Genomic DNA, 23,433 nt, shown 5'->3' on the forward strand with positions numbered 1-23,433 from the left:
CAACTTGAAGTATATATGAATAGAAAAAAAATTGCAAGGGAAAAATAAAAAAAGAAAGAGAGGGATTGAAAAATGGCATTTAGAACGGATTTAGCAATCGAAAATAAAGAAATATATGATTCTAAAAACAAGGACAAGGGCATTGAAATATCAGGGGTTGAAATAGAAAAGGAAAAATTCTGCGACGAGATTTCCATCACAAGAATCAAAATTACAAACGAGCATGGCAGCAGGGAATTGTCAAAGCCGTTGGGTAATTATATTACCTTGGAAGTGGAAGGGGTAGTGGACGGACCCGAAGAGTTAAAGGAAAAAGCTTCCTCCGCTGTTGCTTTAGAATTAAAAAGACTTGTTCATTTTCATAATAAATTGAAAGTTTTAGTCATCGGACTTGGAAATGATAAAGTGACACCGGATTCCCTGGGGCCTTATACGGTCTCTAAAGTGAAAGTGACAAGACATTTTTTTCTGATGTATGATGCGGACGGGGACGATGAGATGGCCTGTGTCAGCGGATTTATTCCGGGTGTAATGGGATCAACGGGAATGGAGACGGCAGAGTTGATTCAGAGCGCAGCCGCCATCGCAAAACCGGAAGTTATTCTCGCTGTGGATGCATTAGCTGCAAGAAATGTGGATCGTATCAGTACAACGATACAAATCAGCGATACCGGGATTTCCCCCGGAGCGGGTACCGGAAATAAAAGAAAGGAACTGACGAAAGAGACTATGGGGATTAAGGTGATTGCCATAGGGGTTCCAACGGTCATTGATTCCAGAACCCTAATTTTAGATTCTCTGTCAGGATTTTTAAAAGATCCTGCCGGCGCAGAAAGCTATTTAGAACAGAACGGTCAGGATATGATTGTCACCTCTACAGATATCGACCAGGTCATCAAGGATTTTTCAGATATAATTTCAAATGGAATTAATATAACACTCCATCCGGGCATATACTCTTAGTATTGTGGAAAATATGCTTGAGCAGATTGAACCGAGCTTCGGTCTTCAATCCGGCAAAGGAGTTAAATTATATGAGAAGAAGAGTGTACAGAGGTCTTCGTCGAAGAGGGGGGCCTAGCGGAGGAAGGTTAGCCGTGCTGACCTTAATGTTTTGGATTTTTTTGGGTGTCGTTATCTTTACCTTGGTAAACGGCGGGCCAGGCTCCATTGTGGAAGGAAAAGGGGAGGATATCGGTAAATTCTATATCGGAAATATTTTCCCCTCCATCAGCAGAAGCGCTGATTACGAATCAAGAACGGCAATGAATCAGAATCCGGAAGCATCCGTCGATGAAAATGCAGGGGACAGCAGTGACGGGAAAAAAGGTCTGCTTCATTCCATGATTGGTTCCATGTATCCTGCGGTTACCGTTTTGGATGATGATCTGGCGGAAGAAGATCCAGGCATCATCTTTGATCCGGAAACTACCGGCGATACGAAAACCGACAGCAGCGATGAAGAGCAGGCCACGGTAATCGATACTCAAAATCCGGAATCACCGAAACCGGCCACTGCCCATATAGATTATTCGAAACCGGTGGTCATCATTTATCACACCCATGCCACAGAATCCTATCAGCCGGTTACAGAGGGAAATTTCCATTCTCTCAATGAATACGGCACCGTGCGGGAAGTCGGCGATGTGATGACTGCAGAATTGGAGGCGAAGGGAATACAGGTAATTCACGACAAAACTGTGCATGATTCTCCATCCTATAATCAATCTTATAGCCGCTCGCTGGAAACCATTCAAAAACTAATGGGTGAAAATAAAACAACCCAAATCGTTGTAGATTTACATAGAGATGCTGCAAGCTACAGCGGAAACGTGGGAAAATCTGTAACCATCAAGAAAGAAACTGTTGCAAAGTACAGCCTGGTGGTTGGAACCGGAAACCCGAATGTGGAGGCATTAAAATTATTTGCAAATCATATCAACAAGAAAGCTGAGGATCTGTATCCCGGTTTTGGAGGAAAAATTATAGAAAAGCAATATAAATTCAATCAGTATGTCTCAGACTACCATATCCTTCTTGAAGTCGGAAATAATCAAAACACCATTGAAGAAGCAAAAGCTTGCGGAAAATATTTTGCGGATGTTTTGGCTGAATCCATTAAGGATATTGAATAACTGCCGGTAACGATACAAAGGAGAAAATTGAATGAGAATCAAAAAATTAATAGTTTTTATCTTAGTATTTGCTGCAGTGTACGGCTTTACTGCTGTTGATCAAGCCTATTCCGATATGATGGATAAAGAGGGTTCTGTCGGACTTTCGGTGAGACGGGTAAATCCTGAATATATAACCGTATCCATGTTTGGAAAAAGCACTGCAGTGAATACGAGAGAACTGTCGGAAGACTGGAATGATTTCAGCGAAGCGGTGGTGGACAGGCTGGAAACCGCCACAGCCAGTATCAGAGGGGCTTTGGGCATTGAGGATCCAGAAAGAGATTACAGCGTATTTCAATTGCAGATGTTGTAAAAAGTGTTGCTGGTATGGTATAATGTGAATCATCAATGGCTTACCCATTCATGATTCAATCAATGACTAATATTACTGTGCTTTAGGAGGTACAATGAGTTCATACCAACAATATATCAGAAACTTTTGCATTATTGCACATATCGATCACGGTAAATCGACCCTTGCTGACAGAATTATTGAAAATACCGGACTTGTTTCCCAGCGGGAAATGAAGGAACAGTTTCTGGACAACATGGATCTGGAACGGGAACGGGGCATTACAATAAAACTTCAGACAACCCGTCTTGTGTATAAGGCGAAAGACGGAAATGAATATATTTTTAATTTAATTGATACTCCCGGTCATGTTGACTTCACATATGAGGTATCACGAAGTCTTGCTGCCTGTGAAGGAGCAGTTCTTATCGTCGATGCAACCCAGGGGGTGGAAGCCCAGACGTTAGCCAATGTTTATCTTGCATTGGATGAAAATCTGGAGATTTTGCCTGTCATTAATAAAATCGATCTGGCCAGTGCAAGGCCGGATGAAGCAAAGCTGGAAATTGAAGATGTTATTGGAATCGATGCACACGATGCCCCTCTGATTTCAGCAAAGGAAGGCATTGGTATAGAGGATGTGCTGGAAGCAATTGTGGCAAAAGTTCCGGCTCCCACGGGAGATCAGGAGGGAAAACTGAAGGCTCTGATCTTTGATTCCTATTACGATAATTATAAAGGTGTTGTCATTTATACTCGTATTTTTGACGGTACCGTTAAAAAAGGTGATACAATACGCCTGATAAATACAAAGAAAAAATACGAAGTTACAGAAGTAGGCGTTTACTCTCCGGGGCCTGTTCCTGCCAGTCAACTGAAGGCCGGTGAGGTAGGATATATTTGCGCCAGCATCAAGCAGGTTGCCGATGCCAGAGTGGGAGATACCATCACACTGGACAATGATCCGACGGCAGAACCGCTGCCGGGCTATAAAAAGGTCCAGCCTATGGTATACTGCGGTATTTATCCGGCAGAGGGAGAAAAATATGAAAATGTAAAGGATGCGCTGGAAAAGCTGCAGGTAAATGATGCGGCCTTTCTCTTTGAGCCGGAGACCTCTACGGCTCTCGGGTTTGGGTTCCGGTGCGGCTTCCTTGGACTGCTTCATATGGAAATCATCGTAGAACGTTTGGAGCGGGAATTTGATCTTGGCATTATTACCACTTCACCCAGTGTTATTTATAAAGTTGTCAGAAATGACGGCACTGAGGAAATGATACAAAACCCGACAAACCTTCCTCCTGCTATAGAAATTGACCATATCGAAGAACCCATCGTTAAGGCGGATATCATGATACCAAAGGAATATGTAGGCAATATCATGGAAATCTGCCAAGAACGCAGAGGCAGAATGCTGCACATGGAATACCTGACGGAAACCAGAGTGGTATTGCATTATGAAATGCCTTTAAATGAGGTTATATACGATTTCTTTGATGCTTTAAAATCAAAAACGAGAGGTTACGGCTCCCTTGACTACGAATTTATCAGATATGAAAAATCCAACCTGGTAAAGCTGGATATTTTATTAAACAAGGAGCTTGTGGATGCTTTCTCCATGATCGTACATGAATCCAAGGCTTATTACAGAGGACGCTTTGTTTGTGAAAAGCTGAAGGAAATCATTCCGATGCACCAATTTGAAGTCCCGATCCAGGCATCCGTTGGCCAAAAAGTAATCGCCAGAGAAACGGTAAAAGCCTATCGTAAGGATGTAATTGCCAAATGCTATGGCGGCGATATTTCCAGAAAGAGAAAACTTCTTGAAAAACAAAAAGAAGGAAAGAAACGAATGAGGCAGTTTGGAACTGTGGAAGTGCCTCAAGAGGCATTTACCGCAGTGCTGAAATATGATGACAATAAATAAATCTATCATGCGGAAGCAGGATCAGAATCCAAAACCCTTGGGACTCTATCTTCATATCCCGTTTTGTACGGAGAAATGCAATTACTGTGATTTTCTATCCTTTGGGGGCGTTGGTAATGACCGTCAAGGCCAGTATGTAAATGCACTCGTCAAGGAAATTGAGTATTATGGCAAAGAATACCATAATAAGTATTATGTAGACACGATTTTTATCGGCGGAGGGACTCCCTCTATTCTGGAAGTTGCCTTGATTGCAGAGCTAATGGCTGCCGTTAGGGCAAATTTTCATGTTTTGCCGGATGCTGAAATTACCATGGAGTCCAATCCAAAAACCTTAAATCGGTATAAACTCAATCGCTATTTTGATTTAGGGATCAACCGGTTAAGCATAGGAGCTCAATCTTTGGACAACGACCTCCTTGCCTTTCTGGGCAGGATCCACAGAGCGGAAGATTTTTTAGAAAGTTATCAAGCTGCAAGAGAAGCCGGATTTCAAAATATCAATACAGATCTCATGTTCGGCATTCCGGGACAGAACATGGAATGCTGGCTGGATACGCTGAAAAAGGTTTTAAAACTCATGCCTGAGCATATCTCCTTTTATAGTTTACAAATAGAAGAGGGGACTCCATTCTTCAAAATGTATAGGGAAGGCCGCCTGGAACCTATAGACGATGACGCTGACCGTGACATGTACCACAGAGCCGTCGAGCTTTTTTATCGGGAAGGATATCATCACTATGAAATTTCCAACTGTGGCAGACCGGGCTATGAATGCAGGCACAATCTGAAATATTGGTCCATGGACGAGTATCTGGGACTTGGTCTTGGTGCCCATTCCTATCTCGAAGGGGCACGATTCAGTAATGCGGAAAGATTATCCGATTATGTGGAAGCAAGCAGGGTATCAGAAAATAAAAGTACCAGCCCTTTTATAGTCTGGTATCATAAAAATTCAAGACAGGAGGATATTTCGGAATATCTCTTCACCGGGTTGAGAAAACGGGAGGGAATCGATTTAGACGATTTTGAGGCTCAATTTCAGCAGCCTATAGAAGAAATTTATGCCGATAACTGGCACAGACTGAAGGCCTTTATAGAGTCAGGTTATCTGGTAAAAACGGAAAACAGGCTCTATTTTACAAAACAAGGTATCGATATTTCCAATACCATTTTGACGGAGTTTGTGTAGTTATATCATAGCGGCTGCCTGATTCAATATCATGATGCTTTCCGACTTTACCGTTGCATTGGCATAGATCCCTTTTTCTGAGTATATGGCAGCTTTTTGAGAATAAAGAGCTGCCTTCGGATAATCCCCGGAATGGAGGCATTCCTTCGATAGATTGAGGTACGCATAAGAAAAGATCGCGCAAAATTCATCATAGAATTGAGGAGGATATTCCTCTTCCAGCTCTAACAGTTTTCCGTAATTCTTTGCTGCCAGTAAGTTTTTGGCTTTATCAAGAACGGAAAGGGCATCGTCGCCTTGATCCGGCATAAATTGATCAGGCATCAGTTGAATTAAGGGCACGTCAAGAATCCTTGAGAGGTACGCAAGAGTTTTAATGGAGGGTGTGGCAGTACCGCTTTCAATCTGGCTAAGCATATTTCTGGTAATAAAATTCCCGACCACTTCACTTTGCGTCATCTTCTTTGCAATTCTGGCTTCTTTTATTCTTTTTCCTAATTCAACTGAATTCATACTGACACCTTGCACTGTAAATATAATTTACGTATGATTGTAACAAAATCAATAGGGAAAATCAACTGTTTTTCATTTCTATTATGCCGGAAGAACGGGGGCGCTATACTGAATTGCTAAAATATAGAATTTTAGTAATAAAATGAATTGACAGGACTGTTTCCTGCGGATATAATGGTGAAGGTAAATGATATTTACTATTTTTAATAACGTCTATGCTTGAACGAAGAAGGGGGAGATTGCATGGTAGATTGGTGGAACGGGCTGGATCTTGTCTTAAAAATTCTCTATTGTATTGCTATACCGGCAACCTTGATTTTAGTCATTCAGACTATTCTTTCGCTGCTTGGGGGCTTTGAGGGCGGCGCCGGGGTTGACTTTAGCGATACATCTGGTATTGATTTCAATGGGGGTTCAGATATAGGTGAGATGGCAGATGCAGCTGATATGAGCGGAACTGATTTTTTAAGCGACGGAGGAAATCCGGCGGACTTCTCTATCATGAGCATGCTTACGCTCCAGGGAATTGTAACCTTTCTTACCGTAATGGGTTGGACTTCTATTGTGGCAATCGCCTCCGGCACTCCTGGGTTTTTAAGTATTATAGTAGGTATTGTCCTTGGATTTTTCGCTATGTATGCTGCTGCCAGGATATTGCATGCATCCAGAAAGCTTACCGAAAACGGAACCTTAAATTTAAGTAATGCCATTGGCGAAACCGGGAGAGTGTATGTTCCGATTCCTTCCTCGGGCTCGGGGACAGGAAAGGTCACCCTGAATGCACAAGGAAGATACCTGGAATGTGACGCTTTAAATTATAGCGAAGAGGTACTTCCTACCGGTACGATGGTAAGAATTGTAGACGTTAGAAATGATATTCTCGTTGTAGAAGAAGATCAATAAATTATTTTGGAGGTATTATATGGGAATTCAAGTTTTAGTTGGGGTTTGTATCATTGCGGTTGTATTACTTGCTACGATTATTGTTATTTTATCCCGTTATCGTAAGTGCCCGTCTGACAAGGTGTTGGTAATATACGGTAAAGTTGGTTCGGACAAAAACGGGCAGACAAAAAGTGCAAAATGTATTCACGGCGGAGCAGCTTTTATTATACCGGTGCTGCAGGCTTATCAATATATGGATCTGACGCCGATTTCCATCAGTGTGGATTTGAAGCAGGCACTTTCCAAACAGAACATACGTATTGACGTTCCTTCAAGATTTACCGTTTGCATTTCAACAGAAATGGGCGTGATGCAAAACGCTGCTGAAAGACTGCTGGGATTGAAATTAAATGAAATCCAGGAGCTTGCAAAGGATATTATCTTCGGACAGCTTCGTCTGGTCATTGCAACCATGGATATTGAAGAAATCAATACTGACAGGGATAAGTTCCTTTTAGCAGTATCAAATAACGTTGAGATAGAGTTGAAGAAAATCGGGCTTAGATTAATCAACGTAAATGTAACAGATATCAATGATGAATCAGGATACATAGAGGCGCTGGGTAAAGAAGCTGCCGCAAAAGCTATCAATGACGCAAAAAAAAGTGTAGCTGAAAAGAATCGTGATGGTGAAATCGGTCAGGCCAATGCCCATAAGGATCAACGTATTAAGGTGGCAGCCGCAGATGCCATGGCTATCGATGGTGAAAACACTGCGAAGATTGAAATCGCTCAGTCAGAAGCGAAACGTAGAGAGAAGGAAGCAGAAGCTTTGAAACTTGCTATGGCAGCGGAAGCTGTGCAAGCGGCAAGAGCCAAGCAGGAAGCCTATCTCGCTCAACAGGAAGCAGAAGCAACTCGTGCACAGCTTGAAAAAGCAACTCAGACAGCAGATGTTATCGTGACTGCTCAGATCATGAAGGAAAAGGCTGAAATTGCAGCAGAAGCAGAAGCAGAAGTCATGAGACGTAAAGCTCGAGGAGAAGCGGATGCGATATATGCTAAAATGGAGGCAGAAGCTCGCGGTGCTAAGGAAATGCTGGCAAAGCAGGCAGAAGGTATGAAAATGCTTGTGGATGCAGCTGGACAAAATGCGGATGCAGCTGTTAAACTGATTATTGCAGACAAAATAGAAGATCTTACAAGAATTCAGGTTGAAGCAATCAAGAATATTAAAATCGACAAGGTTACTGTTTGGGATTCCAACGGTTCTAATGATCAGGGAAAAACAGCCACAGCCAATTTTCTCTCCGGTATGCTGAAATCTATTCCACCGATGAATGAGCTGTTCCAGCAGGCTGGAATGGAGCTGCCGTCCTATTTAGGAAAAGATATTATTGAGGATAAAAAGGCTGAAATCATTCCCGAAGAAATGCCGGAAAAGCAGCAATCAGAGGAACTGGAAATTGAAAACGCGAGTCAGCAAGCGGAACCAAAAGATGAATTGAAAGAAGAACCAAAAATTGAGATCGTCTCTCAAGCTCGAAATGTGGTACGAAAGCCAACAAAATAACTGAGGGGAATTCACACCTATGAAAAAGTATATCATGGCACTCGATCAGGGAACCACCAGTTCACGGTGCATCCTCTATAACAAAAAAGGAGAAATAGTCACCGTTGCTCAAAAGGAGTTCACTCAGATCTATCCGGAAGCAGGGTGGGTGGAACATGATGCCATGGAAATATGGTCTACCCAGATTGGTGTTGCCCATGAAGCGATGAATAAAATAAATGTAGGGTTTGACGAAATTCATGCCATCGGCATTACCAATCAAAGGGAAACCACTATCATCTGGGATAAAAATACAGGAGAGCCCATTTACCACGCCCTTGTCTGGCAATGCAGGCGTACCGCTGATTATTGCGATACCCTGAAAGAAAAAGGCTTGGAGAAATTCTTTCAAGATAAAACAGGCTTATTGATTGACGCTTATTTTTCAGCAACGAAAATTAAATGGCTGCTGGATCATGTCGACGGGGCCAGAGCGAAGGCGGAAGCGGGGGAACTGCTCTTTGGCACCATTGAGACCTGGCTGATCTGGAAACTAACGAAAGGTAAAGTCCACGTAACAGATTACTCCAATGCTGCAAGAACTATGCTGTTTAATATTCATACGCTGGAATGGGATGAAGAGATCCTTCAAGAGCTTCAGATTCCGAGCGGAATGCTGCCGGAGCCAAGACCTTCCAGTTGCGTTTACAGCACTACAGATGTTACTATTTTTGGAGGAGAAATTCCTATCGGCGGAGCGGCGGGGGATCAGCAGGCCGCTCTTTTCGGTCAGACCTGTTTTACGGAGGGGGAAGCAAAAAGCACCTATGGAACAGGCTGCTTCCTATTAATGAATACCGGTGAAAAGCCGATTTCATCCAGTCACGGTCTTCTCACCACCATTGCCTGGGGAATAGACGGCAAGATCAATTATGCGCTGGAAGGATCTGTTTTTATTGCAGGTGCAGCCATTCAGTGGCTGCGTGACGAATTAAGATTAATTGATGAATCCTCTGATTCGGAATGGATGGCCAGAAAAGTCAAAGATACCAATGGTGTGTATTTGGTTCCTGCTTTTGTAGGGCTAGGGGCTCCCTATTGGGATCCCTATGCGCGAGGCACTCTGGTCGGCTTGACCAGAGGGGCGAATAAATATCATCTCATCAGAGCTACCCTGGAGTCCCTGGCCTACCAGGCAAGGGATGTGCTGCAAGCCATGGAAGAGGATGCAGGGGTCAAATTATCCTCTTTGAAGGTTGACGGGGGTGCATGTGCCAACGATTTCCTGATGCAATTTCAGGCTGATATCATCAATGTTCCTGTAAAAAGGCCAAGTACAATAGAGACGACGTCACTGGGAGCAGCGTACCTGGCAGGTCTTGCGACAGGATTTTGGAAAAATAAAGAGGATGTATTGGAAAATTGGCAGATTTCAAATACATTTGAACCGAAAATGGAGGAAACAGTTCGTAATAAGCTTTTGACAGGATGGAACAGGGCAGTAAAATGCACACTTGAATGGGCTAGATAAGACAGCGGCTGCTGCAAACGAAGCGGGCTAGTATACAAAATGAATTCAGACATCAAACAGTACAGCAATACGATACAAAAAGACAGGAACTATTTATTTGATAATATAAAGGCAATTCTTGTATTTTCAGTGGTGCTCGCTCATTATTTGAGAGCGAGCGCCTCTTTTGAGGTATCTACTTTCGGGGGTGCCATTTATATTTTGTCGTTTTCCTATATCATGCAGGGATTTCTTTTTATTTCAGGTTATTTTTCAAAGAACCCTGAAAAGTGCAGAAAAACCGCTTTTCAAACCTTTCTTTTTCCTTATTTGGTTTTAATGCCTTTTATGTACTTTATCCGGTATATCGTCTTTGGTGATGCAAGTCTTGATATGACGGTACCTACCATGGCACTGTGGTATTTGCTGACCTTGTTCTTTTATCGATTTTGCCTGATTTACCTTACACGCATCCCTTATGTCCTATGCCTGAGCTTTCTATTATCCATAGCGGCGGGCTGTATTTCTTTATTCAGCGTTACCCTATCCATAGGAAGAACACTTGGCTTCCTGCCGTTTTTTCTATTGGGGTATTTCTGTAATAAAGAAACGATAGAAAAAATCAGAAAAGTGCCGAAATGGTTTTCCGTGCTGATTCTTATTAGTTTGGTCATATTCAGCATCATAATGGCTCAGAAAAACCTGATTCCGTTGGAGTCCTGGTATTTTAAATCCTCCTATGGTTCCACTGGACTGACAAATTTCCAAGGGGTTCTGATTAGGATCTTATTATCCGTCATTGCGGTGGGATGGATTTTTATCTTCATCAATTTGATACCGCATAAAAAGACGATATTGACCGGTATTGGGCAGAATACCATGACTGTCTATATTCTCCATATTATCATCCGATATGTTATCAAAGATTCCGGATTCTATTTCGGGCAGGACAGTTTCTCTTATTTGATTCTGATTCTTCTTTCTGTTGTGTCTGTCTGGGTGTTCTCAAGACCCATGGTTTCCGAAGCCTATCATACCATTATGGACGGATTCTATGAGTGGATAATAAAGACTTTTCTTCAGAATGCCTATGAGAAAATAAAAGAACACTGATCAAGTAAGTCTAATGAGTTCGTTTACAAACAAGGATCATCAAGTTGATGATCCTATATATGAAGCTTCATCTTTGCAAATTCCTGTATCATCTGTACCGCTCCATCGGTTGTAACGGCACTTGTTTTAACAGACAGATCGTAATTCTCAGCAAGTCCCCATTTTCCGCCGGTATAATAATTGTAGTAAGATGCTCGTTTTCTATCGGTTTTCTGCATGGTTTCCTTTGCATTTTTTTCCTGTACGCCGTAATATTGAACCATGCGATTTATCTTATCCTGAAAATCGGAGTGAATAAATACGTGTACGGTATTTTCCATATCTCTGAGGATATAATCAGCACACCTGCCTACGATGACACAGGAGTTCTCCTGAGCCAGCTTCCTGATAATATCTGATTGTATCAGGAACAATTTGTCGTTCATCGGCATATCAGTAAAGTTGGAAAGACGATTTCCAAAGAGGTTGATACCGGCCGAAGTGTTCCAGAAAACGCTGGAGGGGGCTTCGTCGGCATTTTCAAAAAGGTCCGGATCGATTCCGCTGTTTTCAGCAGCCAATTGAATCAGAGCCTTATCATAAAAAGGAATTTCAAAAAGCTCGGCAAGTTTTTTTCCTATATATCTGCCTCCACTTCCAAATTGTCTTGCAATGGTGATAATCACTTTCTGGGTCATCCTTTGCCTCCTTCCGTTATATAAACAGGAAAAAAATTTATATTTATGTTTAGAATTATATCATAGTTGGTACATATATCCTATCGATAAGAAAATATTTTGGAGGTTTCCGTATGATAGAGTTAAGCCCGATCATGCTGGCATTCATTGGTACGATGGGTACCTTCATCGCAACTGCTTTAGGTTCTGCCGTGGTGTTTTTATTCCGCGGAGATGTAAAATTAGACGTCAGACGTACTTTTCTCGGATTTGCCGCAGGAATCATGATTGCGGCATCCTTTTGGTCCTTATTGCTTCCCGCTATAGATATGGCGGAGGCACAGGGGAAAATATGCTGGATTCCTGCAGCCGGCGGATTTCTCATTGGAGGGGTCTTTCTATTTCTGCTTGATAAGCTGCTGCCTCATCTTCATGTGGACAGTAAGGAACCGGAGGGACTGCATTCCACTTTAAAAAGGACTACTTTGCTGGTGTTGGCTGTTACCCTTCATAATATTCCCGAAGGTCTGGCTGTCGGCCTTGCTTTTGGAATGTCCGGGGAAGGGAATCCAAGCATGACGCTTGCTTCCGCCGTAGTTTTAGCTGTAGGAATAGGGCTGCAGAACTTCCCTGAAGGGGCTGCCATCTCCCTGCCTTTAAAGCAGGAAGGTCTGTCAAGAACAAAGGCCTTTTTGTACGGAGCCGCTTCGGGCATTGTGGAACCCATTGCCGGCGTATCGGGTGTTCTTCTTGCAGGCTCCATCGTCGGAATTATGCCCTGGATGCTGGCGGCAGCAGCAGGAGCTATGATTTATGTTGTAGTGGAGGAGTTGATTCCCGAGGCACATTTGGGAGAACATTCCCATTCTGGAACAGCCGGAGTTATGTTAGGCTTTCTTGTTATGATGATCCTGGATATCGCATTATCTTAATGTAATACAAAATATTTACAATTATTTTTTAAAACACTGTTGACATTATTAAGCAACAGTGTTAAATTAAAACTATGATTTAGCACTCACCATGCAAGAGTGCTAACAACAGAAAATCGGATAATGTAAATAATATAGATAAAATGGTGATGAAAATGGATCTGAGTGAAAGAAAATTAAGAATATTGCAGGCGATCGTAGGTGACTTTATTCGTTCTGCCGAACCTATCGGTTCAAGGACACTTTCCAGAAAATATGATATGGGAATCAGTCCAGCCACCATTCGAAACGAGATGTCAGACTTGGAAGAGATGGGATTTCTGACCCATCCGCATACTTCTGCAGGACGTGTTCCTTCAGATAAAGCGTATCGATTGTATGTGGATAATTTAATGAAAAAATATGAGCTTCCGGAAGGCGAAAAAAAGATTATTGCTGACAAACTGACCCGAAATGTAATAGAACTGGATAAAACCATTCAACATGCGGCCAGCCTGCTGTCAGAGCTGACAAATTTAACATCCTTTGCCATTACTCCCAAGCAGGATGAAAATAAGTTGAAATATGTAAACCTTTTGCCTGTAGATGAGTCTACCGTTGTTTTGATGATTGTTGCAGAAAGCGGCAAGGTATCCAATACAGCTGTTAAGATTAAGGTTCCGTATACAGAGGAGCATCTGACTCTGCTTTCTAAAGTCATGACCTACAATTATCGCGGAAAAACCTTAAGCAATATCCTTACCGTGGATATTATCAAGAATTTTGAAACGGATATTGAGGCTATGAGCAGACTTGCGGAAAGTATCAGGCCGAACTTTGTCAACACTCTGGAAAATATGCTGAATGTGGATTTGTATCTGGATGGGCTCACCAATATCTTTTCCATCCCGGAATATAATGATATTGAGAAAGCAAAGCTGTTTCTGGAAATGATCAATCAGAAAAAACATTTTACCAATGTATTGGTAAACAGAGAAAATGGGGTAATCATAACAATAGGGAATGAAAATACGGACGATATCATGAGAGACTGCAGCCTTGTGACGGCAACCTATCACATAGATGGGAAACTGGTGGGCAAATTAGGAGTTATCGGGCCAACCAGAATGAAATATGATGAAGTGACCTCTATTATAGAATATATCACAGATAATTTGAGCCAGACTTTTAAATTAACGGGAGGAGAAGAAGAGAACGATGAGTAAAAACAAGACGGTTAACCAAGAACCCAATGCAGAGACTAACGGGTTCAAGACAAACGAGGCAGGTGAAGATTTGAAAGATTTTAATGAAAACGAAACTGGTGAGAACGTCAGCCAGGAAACGGATGGAAACGAAGAGAAGGAGACAAAGGAAGACGAGGAGCTGAACGTTCGATATTTACGTCTGGCTGCGGATTTTCAGAATTATAAACGAAGAGTTGAAAAAGAAAAAAACGACATTTATGCATATGCTAACGAGAAAATCGTAGTAGAATTGCTTAATGTGATAGATAACTTTGAACGCGCACTGGATCACAGCAACGAAGGCGAAAGTTTTGCCGAAGGTATGAGCATGATATTCAAACAGCTTAAAGGGGTACTTGAAAAAAGCGGTGTAGAGGAGATTCAGGCCACAGGGGAATCTTTTGATCCCAATTTCCACCATGCGGTATTAACAGAGAATTCTGAGGAGCATGAAGCTGGAACGGTAATACAGGTATTACAAAAGGGGTATCTGTTAAATAAAAAGGTGATCAGACCGGCTATGGTGAAAGTAGCCGAATAGACTGGAATGAAAATATAAAACAATAGGAGGAATAAACAATGGGAAAAGTTATAGGTATTGATTTAGGAACTACCAATTCTTGCGTTGCCGTATTAGAAGGCGGCGAGCCGGTGGTTATCGCAAATGCTGAAGGAAATAGAACAACACCGTCAGTGGTTGGCTTTGCAAAAAATGGGGAAAGACTGGTTGGTGAAACTGCGAAAAGACAGGCTATCACGAATCCTGACAGAACAATTGCTTCCATTAAGAGACATATGGGAACAGATCATAAAGTGGAGATCGATGGAAAAAGCTATACTCCTCAGGACATTTCAGCCATGATTTTATCAAAGCTGAAGGCGGATGCTGAAAGCTATCTTGGAGAAAAAATAACGGAAGCTGTTATTACAGTACCTGCATACTTTACAGACAGCCAAAAACAGGCAACTAAGGATGCCGGAAAGATTGCGGGTCTGGAAGTAAAGAGAATTATCAACGAACCGACAGCGGCTTCACTTGCTTACGGATTGGATAAGGATCAGGAGCATCATAAAATTTTGGTATATGACCTAGGCGGCGGTACTTTCGACGTATCTATTCTTGAATTGGGAGACGGCGTATTTGAAGTACTTGCTACCAACGGCAACAACAAGCTGGGCGGAGACGACTTCGACGAAGTATTGATCAATTTTATTGCCGACAGCTTTGCAAAGGAAAACGGCGTTGATTTAAGAAAAGATAAAATGGCTCATCAGAGATTGAAGGAAGCCGCAGAAAAGGCAAAGAAGGAGCTTTCCAGTTCCCAGACAACAAACATCAATCTGCCTTTTATTACAGTAAATGCAGATGGACCATTACATCTGAATATGGATATTACCAGAGCAAAATTTGACCAGCTTACATCCGGTCTTGTGGAAAAGACCATAGAACCAATGAGAAAAGCCATGGCAGATGCCGGCGTAACCAACAATGATATTGCGAAGGTTATTCTGGTAGGTGGTTCCACAAGAATTCCTGCAGTACAGGAAGCAGTAAAGAGAGTCACCGGGAAAGAACCGTTCAAAGGGATCAATCCGGACGAATGCGTAGCCATCGGTGCGGCTGTACAGGCGGGTGTTTTGACAGGGGAAGTAAAGGATGTATTGCTCCTTGACGTAACTCCACTGTCACTCTCCATCGAAACCTTAGGCGGAGTTGCAACAAAACTGATTGAAAGAAATACAACCATTCCGACAAAGAAGAGCCAGATCTTCTCAACGGCTGCAGACAATCAAACTGCTGTTGACATCCATGTTATGCAGGGTGAAAGAGAAATGGCAGCAGGTAATATCACCCTTGGAAGATTCCAGCTTTCCGGAATTCCACCTGCACCTCGTGGTATTCCTCAGATCGAGGTTACCTTCGATATCGACGCAAACGGCATTGTTAACGTAAGTGCAAAAGATATAGGAACCGGTAAAGAACAAAGAATTACCATTACTTCTTCCACAAAGCTTTCCGATGATGAAATCAAGCAGAAAATTAAGGAAGCTGAGATGTATGCAGAGGAAGACAAGAAGAAGAAGGAAGAAATAGATATTAGAAACAGAGCGGAAACACTTGTCTATGAAACAGAGAAATCCTTGAAGGAAATTGAAGCCAACCTGAGCGAGGATGAAAAATCCAAAATTACACAGGCAAAGGAAGCACTTGCTGCAGCACTGGAAGGAACAAACATTGAAGAGATCAAAGAAAAGACCGAAACCTTGACCAATGAGTTCCATACCATTTCTGCCAAGATGTATCAACAGGCGCAGCAGGCACAAGGCGGTGCTGCAGGATTTGATCCAAACAGCATGGGCGGCGGTGCCGGAGCCGATCAATCAGAACCGACACCTGACAATGTAGTAGATGCCGACTATGAGGTGGTTGACGAAAACAAATAAAAGAAGTATAATTTTGCGGTACGCCCTTTCGGGAGCGTACCGCAAAAACAGTTAAGGAGAGGGTGCAGTAATGGCAGAAAAAAGAGATTTTTACGAGGTCCTTGGATTACAAAAGGGAGCTTCAGATGATGAAATTAAAAAAGCGTTTCGTAAAAAGGCAATGGAATTTCATCCTGACCGCAACCCGGGTGACAAGACCGCAGAGGAAAAATTTAAAGAAGTAAACGAAGCATACAGTATTCTTTCTGACCCTCAGAAAAAGGATAAATACGATAGATTTGGCCACGCTGGTGTAGATCCCAATGCCGGATTCGGCGGAGGAGGCTTCGGCGGGGGCTTTGGCGGAGGCTTTGAAGATATTTTTGGTGACCTTTTTGGCGGTATGTTCGGCGGAGGTTTCAACCAGGCCGGAGCCAGACGAAGAAATGGCCCGAGAAAAGGTCAGGACTTACAGAAAAATATCAGCATAACCTTTGAAGAAGCAGCATTTGGAACGAAAAAACAAATTCAGATCAATAAATATGTTACCTGTGAAAGCTGTGATGGAAGCGGTGCTGAAAAGGGTTCTCAAAAGGTGACCTGTACAAAATGTAATGGAAGCGGAGAAATCCGAACGACTCAAAGGACACCTTTCGGACAGTTTACCAACGTTCAGCCTTGTGATAAATGCGGCGGAGCCGGAGAAGTGATTGAAAAGCCCTGCAGTACCTGCAGCGGAACCGGCAAGATCAGAAAAACCGTTACCATTTCGGTGGATATTCCTGCAGGCGTTGACAATGATTCTGTTATCTCCATTAAAGGTCAGGGAGAGCCGGGAACCAACGGTGGGCCAAATGGAGATCTGTACGTAGTGATATCCGTACAGCCTCATAAACTATTTACAAGAAGAGGAACCGATCTGTGGTTGGAAATGCCAATCACATTCAGCCAGGCTGCTCTAGGTGATGAAATCATTGTACCGACCCTGAAGGATAAGGTTTCCTATAAAATTCCTGCAGGAACTCAGCCGGAGACAGTGTTCAGGCTAAAGGGAAAAGGCGTTCAGGCACTTCGCTCATCAAAGGTAGGAGATCTATACATCAAAGTGATTCTGGAGGTTCCGACCAAGCTTACCGGTGAGCAGAAGAAGCTCATCAGCAAATTGGGCGAATCCTTGAATACTGAGGGTTATACAAAGAAAAGTAAGTTTATGGACGCCATGAAGGAGATATTTAAATAAATTATGAAATATATAGAGGTTACAATCTATACAACAAAAGAGGGAATCGACCCGCTTACCTGTATTCTTATGGATATGGGTATAGCGGGTTTTACTATTTCCGATGCCGCAGATTTTGCAGAGTTTTTGAATAAGAAGAATTCCTATGATTGGGATTATGTGGACGAAAGCCTGATGCATCTTTCAGAAGTGGAAACCAGTATTACCTTTTATCTGGAGGAGGGGAAAGAGGAAACCGGCACAGAAGATATGAGCGGGCCCGGTAATCTTCTGCTCTTAAGCCGTCTTCATCAGGAATTGGAAGAACTGAAACGACGTGAAGGGGATTTTGGCAGACTTCATATTGAGACAAGGCTTGTAGACGATGAGGACTGGAAGGATAAGTGGAAAGAGTATTTCAAACCTGCCAGGATTACGGATCGTATCACAGTGAAACCCACCTGGGAACCCTATGAAGGGTCAGAGAATGAACTGATTATTTCCCTTGATCCGGGGATGGCCTTCGGCACCGGCACCCATCCCACCACATCCCTATGCATAAAGCTACTGGAAAAATACTTGGAGACTGGGAAGGATGCCGTACTGGATGTAGGCTGCGGATCAGGGATTCTCGCCATTGCAGCGGCATTACTTGGAGCAAAAGAGGTAAAAGGAGTTGAAATCGATCCACAGGCCGTTCAGGTAGCCAGAGAAAACATTCGATTAAATGGACTTGAATCCAGCCTGGAAGTGCTTGAGGGAGATTTGACAAAAGGTCTGAATTATCAGGCAGAGCTTGTGGTTGCCAATCTGATGGCTGATCTTGTGATGATGCTGTCGGAGGATGTGGCAAAACACTTAAAAGGGAAAAGTATCTATATTTCTTCGGGAATTCTGATAGAGAAGAAGGACGTTGTGGCTGATGCCATTCAGAAGTGCGGGTTTTCGATTCTTGAGATCATGGAAGAGGGAGAATGGTGCGCAATTGCCGCACAAAAGGAAAGCGTATGAGCAGATTTTTTGTAGATTCTACGGATATCAAAGATAATGTCATATCCATTACGGATCAGGAGGATATCCGACATATTCTGAAAGTACTGCGGCTTGGACCTGGGGATACCGTTGATATTTCTGATTCCGCAGAATTTGAATATCAAACGGAAATTATCACTATAGATAAAAATCTTATTGAAACCAAAATACTGGATAAGCAGAAATTTGCCCGGGAGCCGGAACTAAAAATAACCCTGTTTCAGGGGATTCCAAAACAGGGGAAAATGGAAACTATTATTCAGAAAAACGTTGAACTCGGTGTCTATTCGATCATACCTGTTTTTACCCACCGTACGGTGGTAACAGATAAAGGGAGTTTCTGTAAGAAGATCGAACGCTGGCAAAAGATTTCCGATGAAGCGGTAAAACAATGCAAGAGGGGCATCATACCCGAAATCAAAAAAGAAATCCAGTTTCAGGATGCCGTAAAGGAACTGGGACAGTATGATCTCGTTCTTTTTCCCTATGAAAATGAAGAAAACTACAGCATAAAAGCTTGTTTACGAAGTTTACAGGCAAAACCGCAAAAGGTTGCCATCTTTATTGGGCCTGAGGGAGGGTTTTCTGATGCTGAAGCAGATGCTCTGATCGCTGCCGGAGCTGTGAGCGTATCCCTTGGGCGAACCGTTTTACGGACAGAGACGGCAGGAATGGCCGCTATTGCTATGGTAATGTATGAGCTGGAGCTATGGTAAAGTATGTGCTGGAGCTATGGTTCTGAAAAATTCTTCACTGGAGGAACCGGGGGGTCTTAAGATACGCTTCAATCTGTAAAGACTGTCCGGGTCCCTCGTAACATAATTGATTCTTTCGTAGCAGGTTAAAGTTGCCCGGAAGCCTATATCCTCCAACAAGATACTTTTGGAATTGTCCTTTACAAAACCGAAGGGATACGTGAAAGCGGTAGGTGTTTGGCCTGTCATTTCCGTTATTTTGGATTGCAGCATGCCCACATCTGCCTGAAGGGCCTGTGCATAATCTTCTTCGCTTTCACCTTGTTTCTTTAACGAACCCTGTCTGCCTCTTCCGTTGTTTTCATGCATATCATAGGTGTGATTTTGGATCTCTATGAGTCCGGAGTCTGCCATTTCACGAAGCTGATCCCAGGTAAGGTAAGAATATTGGGCATTATTATCGTTTATTTCACTGGACTTGTCTGTGACATTACCAATGATTGAAATCACGGCTTTCATATTATACTTCTTAAGAAGGGGATAAGCATAGAGATAATTGTTATAGTAGCCGTCATCAAAGGTGATGATGACCGGATGTTCCGGCAAAGGAGTGCCTTGATCTACATAATGAATAAGATCCTTTATATGAATCGGCGTATAATGGTTTTCCTGTAAATATTTTAGATCATTTTCAAAGGTTTTTTCACTGACAAAAAATTTGCTGTTGATGGAATTGTTCTTCATAATTCCATGGTACATGATAATGGGCAAGGGGATGCTTCCTTCAGGTGCCGCAGAAGCAAGAAGTGCAGCTGAGGCTTTTTCTTTACTTTCTTTATCGGGATTATTCTCCAGATAATAGCTGGGCTCTGAAAATTGGTATTTTCTATAATATTCCTTCGTTTCTTCGCTTTGGAAAACAGGAGACTTATTTTTCGATAATAACCTGGTGATGGCGTACATGTCTACCCAGATTTGGTTGGGGCTATCCTTCAGGCTTTCGTCAAAAATAAGCTGCATTCCGATGTGAAGATGCGGGGTATCAATGTTATTTACATTTTCTTTTACGCTATAGCCGGTTCTTCCGGAATAGCCGATAACGTCGCCCGCCTTTACCGCTTTTCCTACATATAAATCCGCAGCGTAGGGCCGGTCTTTTCTAAGATGTGCATAGTAATAATAACGCTTTTTATCGAAACTTCGAATCCCGATACGCCAACCGCCGTATTGATTCCATCCCGTCGCTTCTACGATACCGCTTTCTACTGCAATGATCGGTGTCCCGATTCCGATCATGAGGTCATGGCCGAAATGTTTCCTGTTATAGCCGTAACTTCTGCCAGCTCCAAAATCGTCAAAATCGTTGTACCAATATCCTTGAGCTATGGGAGAAAAAGCTTTTAGACCATATTTTGACTGCCACATTACATTTCCATCCGTTTCCGTTCCGGATTCATTGGTTTCGGCATTCTCTGAATTGATGGCATTACCCTGTTCCTTGCTATCTACCGGAACCTGAATCATGAATTCACCAAGAAACCCTCCTAATACGGCAGTATAAGCTTCTTTGTAGTAGTTATAGAGCTTCAGATCCTTTGCTATGATCTCTATGGGCTCTCCTTGATTCAGTCTTTCAACAAGGGCTTTCAGATCCTTTTCTTTATAATTTTTGAAATTTCCTCCATATTTTGCTCCTAGATATGCCAGAAGCTCGATCCAATTTAAATGATTCTCCGTTTCATAGGTTTCGATATCCATATACATGGTTTTTTCCAGAAGACTATAAGGCACGTCAAAATCTACCCACTTAATGGTTTCGCTATCACTTGTTTTTTGCTGTATTGCCGGCAAATTTACAGGCAGGGCATTGATAACTAACAAAATAAAAGCAACAGCCAATGTAAAAGCACCCAAAGCTATCATTTTTAAAAGCTTTGGATGCCGAAACCCGAAATATTTGATTTTTTTCCATTTCACTTTCAACAGTTCATACCCCCAAAACAGCATCATAACATTACAATATGTATGCTGAACGCTGACCTTTTATGATTGGAGGGAGGAAGAATTTACCTGAAAGCAAAGAAATATGCAGTCGGAGGCTTACTGATAATCGTAATTTCCGAAAACCACTTCTCCGTTAAAGATGGTGGTCAATACTTTGGTTTTATCGATATCTAAAGGATTGATTTTGTAAATATCCTGGTCCACAACGATCATATCTGCATATTTTCCTTTTACAATGGAACCAATGGTGTCTTCTCTAAAGAGCTGGTAAGCACCGTTAATGGTATAGGCTTTTACCATTTCTTGAACAGGGACTCTTTCAGCTGAATTCAGGAGCCATGTTGGATCATTGATATCCGAGATGTCCTCGACCCCGTAATATTCAGCATTATTCAGATTTCTTGTCACATCTGCTTCAATAGACCAGAAGGGATTGTTAATTGGGGATACCGGATGGTCGCCAGAGGCTGTTAAAACGGCTCCGGAATCCAACAGGGATTTTACAGGGTATTCCTTCCAGGCACGGTCATTTCCAAGTGCAATTTTATCTACATATTCCCACCATTCCGGTTCTTTGAAATGCCAGAACGGCTGGAGCGCTGCTATGATATCCAGTTCACCGAATCTCGGATAGTCAGACTCGTCAACAACCTGCAGATGAGTAATGACGTTCCTGTTGTCCGTCGTACTGTTGTCTTTTTGGGCATATTCCAGGGAATCCAGTACCAGTCTTGTGGCAGCATCACCAATGGAGTGAACATGAATCTGGAAGCCCTCTTCCATAACTCTATCAAAATAATGATCCAATTGATCCGGATTCCAATAAAACTCAGAGACATAATCCGGCTCTAAGCCTGCCGCTTTGTCATAGGGCTCTAATAGGTATCCTGTCATGCCCTCTACCACACCGTCCGCAAAGAATTTCGCTGTGGTAACATCGATTAAATCAGAATCGAGGGTATCCCGCATATGTATTAATTCCTGAAGCTGGGGTTCAAAGGGCTCATCATTATTAATTTCATTGGCTAGGTTCACCCGAAGCTTTAATTCACCCTTTTCTTCCAGTTCTTTATAGCGTTCCACATTTACAAAGCTGGGTGCTATGGCCATTATTCCTGTGTAACCCCAGGCGTGCATACTATCCTGAAAATACTGCAGGGCTTTGGATTCCTGTTCCGGTGTAAAAGATTGCTCCATTTTTATTAACTGGGAAGCATCGGTAATGGATCCCCATAGCTCTCCGGTAACGGGATCTTTTTGAATCAATCCTCCTGGAGGATTTGGGGTGGCCTTGGTAATGCCGTTCATTTCCAAAGCTTTGCTGTTCAGCCACATGTTATGTCCGTCATTGGATGTCAGAATAACCGGCTTATCAGGACATATTTCATCCAGCCATTCGGCTTTCGGCCCTTTTGCATCTCCGGCCATGCCGACAGTATAACCGGTGCCCCAATATTCATCTAAATGGGGGTTTGCTTTGATAAATTTCTGAATATCTGCAAGAGTCTGCTCTTTTGTAATGGATTCGTAAAGATAGATTTCAAATAGTTCTGTGAGAGCGGTGCCGGGAGCATGTACATGGGCATCAATCATACCCGGCATGACAATTTTTCCACCCAAATCCACAAGCTTTGTTGAATTCCCTAGATAAGCATTCATATTTGATTTGCTGCCGAGATCGAGAATTTTACCGCCTTTGACGGCTACTGCCTCTGCAACCGGATTTTTTTCGTCCATGGTGTAGATGGTACCGTTATAGAGGATGGTATCTGCTGCTTCAGATGGATCGACGGCAGATGATGGTTGGGGAAGAGAATCGGATTCATGAGATGTCGTGTTTGAGGCCCTGGAATCAGGAATTTGAATTACCTGATTCACATAGATAAGATTTGGATCTTTGATTTTGTTGTACTCTGCCAACTCCTGATAGGATTTCTGGTATTTTTCTGCGATTTTCCATAAAACGTCTCCGGATTTAACGGTGTAAGATTCATCTGCAAATGCAAATCCAAAACTGCTTAGAACTAGCAGGGCTGCGAGGACCAGACTTAAAAAAGCCCTTTTTTTCATAAAAAAACCTCCTT

20 protein-coding genes are annotated in these 23,433 nt (G+C 42.6%); 16 read left to right on the top strand and 4 right to left on the bottom strand.

The annotated features are described in order from the left end of the window. The first annotated feature begins 72 nt into the window (after window positions 1-72). The 5 genes from gpr (at window position 73) to hemW (ending at window position 5,588) form a co-directional block, all read left to right on the top strand. The gene (gpr, locus tag KCX82_RS00365) at window positions 73-963 is read left to right on the top strand and encodes a GPR endopeptidase (protein ID WP_227016453.1); all 891 of its coding nucleotides are present in this window, start codon (window positions 73-75) and stop codon (window positions 961-963) included. 71 nt (window positions 964-1,034) lie between these two features. Further along, window positions 1,035-2,135 carry a stage II sporulation protein P gene (gene spoIIP, locus KCX82_RS00370; protein WP_227016454.1) on the top strand — a complete coding sequence of 367 codons (1,101 nt, stop codon included), beginning with the start codon at window positions 1,035-1,037 and terminating at the stop codon, window positions 2,133-2,135. Between the two features lie 31 nt (window positions 2,136-2,166). Next, window positions 2,167-2,490 (top strand): hypothetical protein, encoded by a 324-nt coding sequence (locus KCX82_RS00375; protein ID WP_227016455.1) that lies wholly within the window; start codon window positions 2,167-2,169, stop codon window positions 2,488-2,490. Between the two features lie 94 nt (window positions 2,491-2,584). Continuing rightward, entirely contained in the window at window positions 2,585-4,396 is a 1,812-nt protein-coding gene (gene lepA, locus KCX82_RS00380) for a translation elongation factor 4 (RefSeq protein ID WP_227016456.1), read from the top strand. Continuing rightward, the gene (gene hemW / locus KCX82_RS00385) at window positions 4,380-5,588 is read left to right on the top strand and encodes a radical SAM family heme chaperone HemW (RefSeq protein WP_227016457.1); all 1,209 of its coding nucleotides are present in this window, start codon (window positions 4,380-4,382) and stop codon (window positions 5,586-5,588) included. Before lepA ends, hemW begins: the two co-directional genes overlap by 17 nt. Here the strand turns inward: hemW and KCX82_RS00390 are convergent, their stop codons facing one another. Then, window positions 5,589-6,101, bottom strand: a complete 513-nt coding sequence (locus KCX82_RS00390) for a helix-turn-helix domain-containing protein (RefSeq protein WP_227016458.1) — start codon at window positions 6,099-6,101, stop codon at window positions 5,589-5,591. It lies immediately after the preceding gene. Window positions 6,102-6,344: 243 nt separating this feature from the next. On the opposite strand from KCX82_RS00390, the gene KCX82_RS00395 reads away from it, so the two are divergent. Genes KCX82_RS00395 through KCX82_RS00410 form a run of 4 tightly spaced genes read left to right on the top strand, consistent with a single transcriptional unit; the run spans window position 6,345 to window position 11,161 of the window. After that, window positions 6,345-7,004 (top strand): NfeD family protein, encoded by a 660-nt coding sequence (locus tag KCX82_RS00395; RefSeq protein ID WP_227016459.1) that lies wholly within the window; start codon window positions 6,345-6,347, stop codon window positions 7,002-7,004. 19 nt (window positions 7,005-7,023) lie between these two features. Continuing rightward, window positions 7,024-8,559, top strand: coding sequence for a flotillin family protein (locus KCX82_RS00400; protein ID WP_227016460.1), 1,536 nt, complete (start codon window positions 7,024-7,026; stop codon window positions 8,557-8,559). Between the two features lie 19 nt (window positions 8,560-8,578). Then, entirely contained in the window at window positions 8,579-10,069 is a 1,491-nt protein-coding gene (gene glpK, locus KCX82_RS00405; RefSeq protein ID WP_227016461.1) for a glycerol kinase GlpK, read from the top strand. Window positions 10,070-10,108: 39 nt separating this feature from the next. Then, entirely contained in the window at window positions 10,109-11,161 is a 1,053-nt protein-coding gene (locus KCX82_RS00410) for an acyltransferase family protein (RefSeq protein ID WP_227016462.1), read from the top strand. A 53-nt stretch (window positions 11,162-11,214) separates the two neighbouring features. Here the strand turns inward: KCX82_RS00410 and KCX82_RS00415 are convergent, their stop codons facing one another. Next, complete coding sequence (locus tag KCX82_RS00415; protein WP_227016463.1) at window positions 11,215-11,838, bottom strand: cytidylate kinase-like family protein; 624 nt, start codon at window positions 11,836-11,838, stop codon at window positions 11,215-11,217. Between the two features lie 113 nt (window positions 11,839-11,951). On the opposite strand from KCX82_RS00415, the gene KCX82_RS00420 reads away from it, so the two are divergent. From KCX82_RS00420 to KCX82_RS00450, 7 genes are all read left to right on the top strand, one after another. Then, on the top strand, window positions 11,952-12,749 hold the full coding sequence (locus KCX82_RS00420) for a ZIP family metal transporter (RefSeq protein WP_227016464.1): 798 nt from the start codon (window positions 11,952-11,954) through the stop codon (window positions 12,747-12,749). 155 nt (window positions 12,750-12,904) lie between these two features. Next, window positions 12,905-13,954 (top strand): heat-inducible transcriptional repressor HrcA, encoded by a 1,050-nt coding sequence (gene hrcA / locus KCX82_RS00425; RefSeq protein ID WP_465250610.1) that lies wholly within the window; start codon window positions 12,905-12,907, stop codon window positions 13,952-13,954. Beyond that, window positions 13,947-14,516 (top strand): nucleotide exchange factor GrpE, encoded by a 570-nt coding sequence (gene grpE, locus KCX82_RS00430; protein ID WP_227016466.1) that lies wholly within the window; start codon window positions 13,947-13,949, stop codon window positions 14,514-14,516. The genes hrcA and grpE overlap by 8 nt, the downstream gene beginning before the upstream one ends. Before the next feature lie 38 nt (window positions 14,517-14,554). Then, window positions 14,555-16,420, top strand: coding sequence for a molecular chaperone DnaK (gene dnaK / locus KCX82_RS00435; RefSeq protein ID WP_227016467.1), 1,866 nt, complete (start codon window positions 14,555-14,557; stop codon window positions 16,418-16,420). A 70-nt stretch (window positions 16,421-16,490) separates the two neighbouring features. Next, window positions 16,491-17,639: a molecular chaperone DnaJ gene (dnaJ, locus tag KCX82_RS00440; protein ID WP_227016468.1), complete on the top strand. Its 1,149-nt coding sequence runs from the start codon at window positions 16,491-16,493 to the stop codon at window positions 17,637-17,639. A gap of 3 nt (window positions 17,640-17,642) precedes the next feature. Continuing rightward, entirely contained in the window at window positions 17,643-18,629 is a 987-nt protein-coding gene (gene prmA, locus KCX82_RS00445) for a 50S ribosomal protein L11 methyltransferase (protein ID WP_227016469.1), read from the top strand. After that, window positions 18,626-19,366, top strand: coding sequence for a 16S rRNA (uracil(1498)-N(3))-methyltransferase (locus KCX82_RS00450; protein WP_227016470.1), 741 nt, complete (start codon window positions 18,626-18,628; stop codon window positions 19,364-19,366). The genes prmA and KCX82_RS00450 overlap by 4 nt, the downstream gene beginning before the upstream one ends. Here the strand turns inward: KCX82_RS00450 and KCX82_RS00455 are convergent. Together KCX82_RS00455 and KCX82_RS00460 are read right to left on the bottom strand one after the other, a co-directional pair. Then, window positions 19,358-21,322: a polysaccharide deacetylase family protein gene (locus KCX82_RS00455; protein ID WP_227016954.1), complete on the bottom strand. Its 1,965-nt coding sequence runs from the start codon at window positions 21,320-21,322 to the stop codon at window positions 19,358-19,360. The two genes, KCX82_RS00450 and KCX82_RS00455, sit on opposite strands and share 9 nt — an antisense overlap. Before the next feature lie 123 nt (window positions 21,323-21,445). Continuing rightward, the gene (locus KCX82_RS00460; RefSeq protein ID WP_227016471.1) at window positions 21,446-23,419 is read right to left on the bottom strand and encodes an amidohydrolase family protein; all 1,974 of its coding nucleotides are present in this window, start codon (window positions 23,417-23,419) and stop codon (window positions 21,446-21,448) included. Between the last annotated feature and the right edge of the window lie 14 nt (window positions 23,420-23,433).

The organism is Sinanaerobacter chloroacetimidivorans (assembly GCF_018128545.1).
Lineage (GTDB): Bacteria > Bacillota > Clostridia > Peptostreptococcales > Anaerovoracaceae > Sinanaerobacter > Sinanaerobacter chloroacetimidivorans.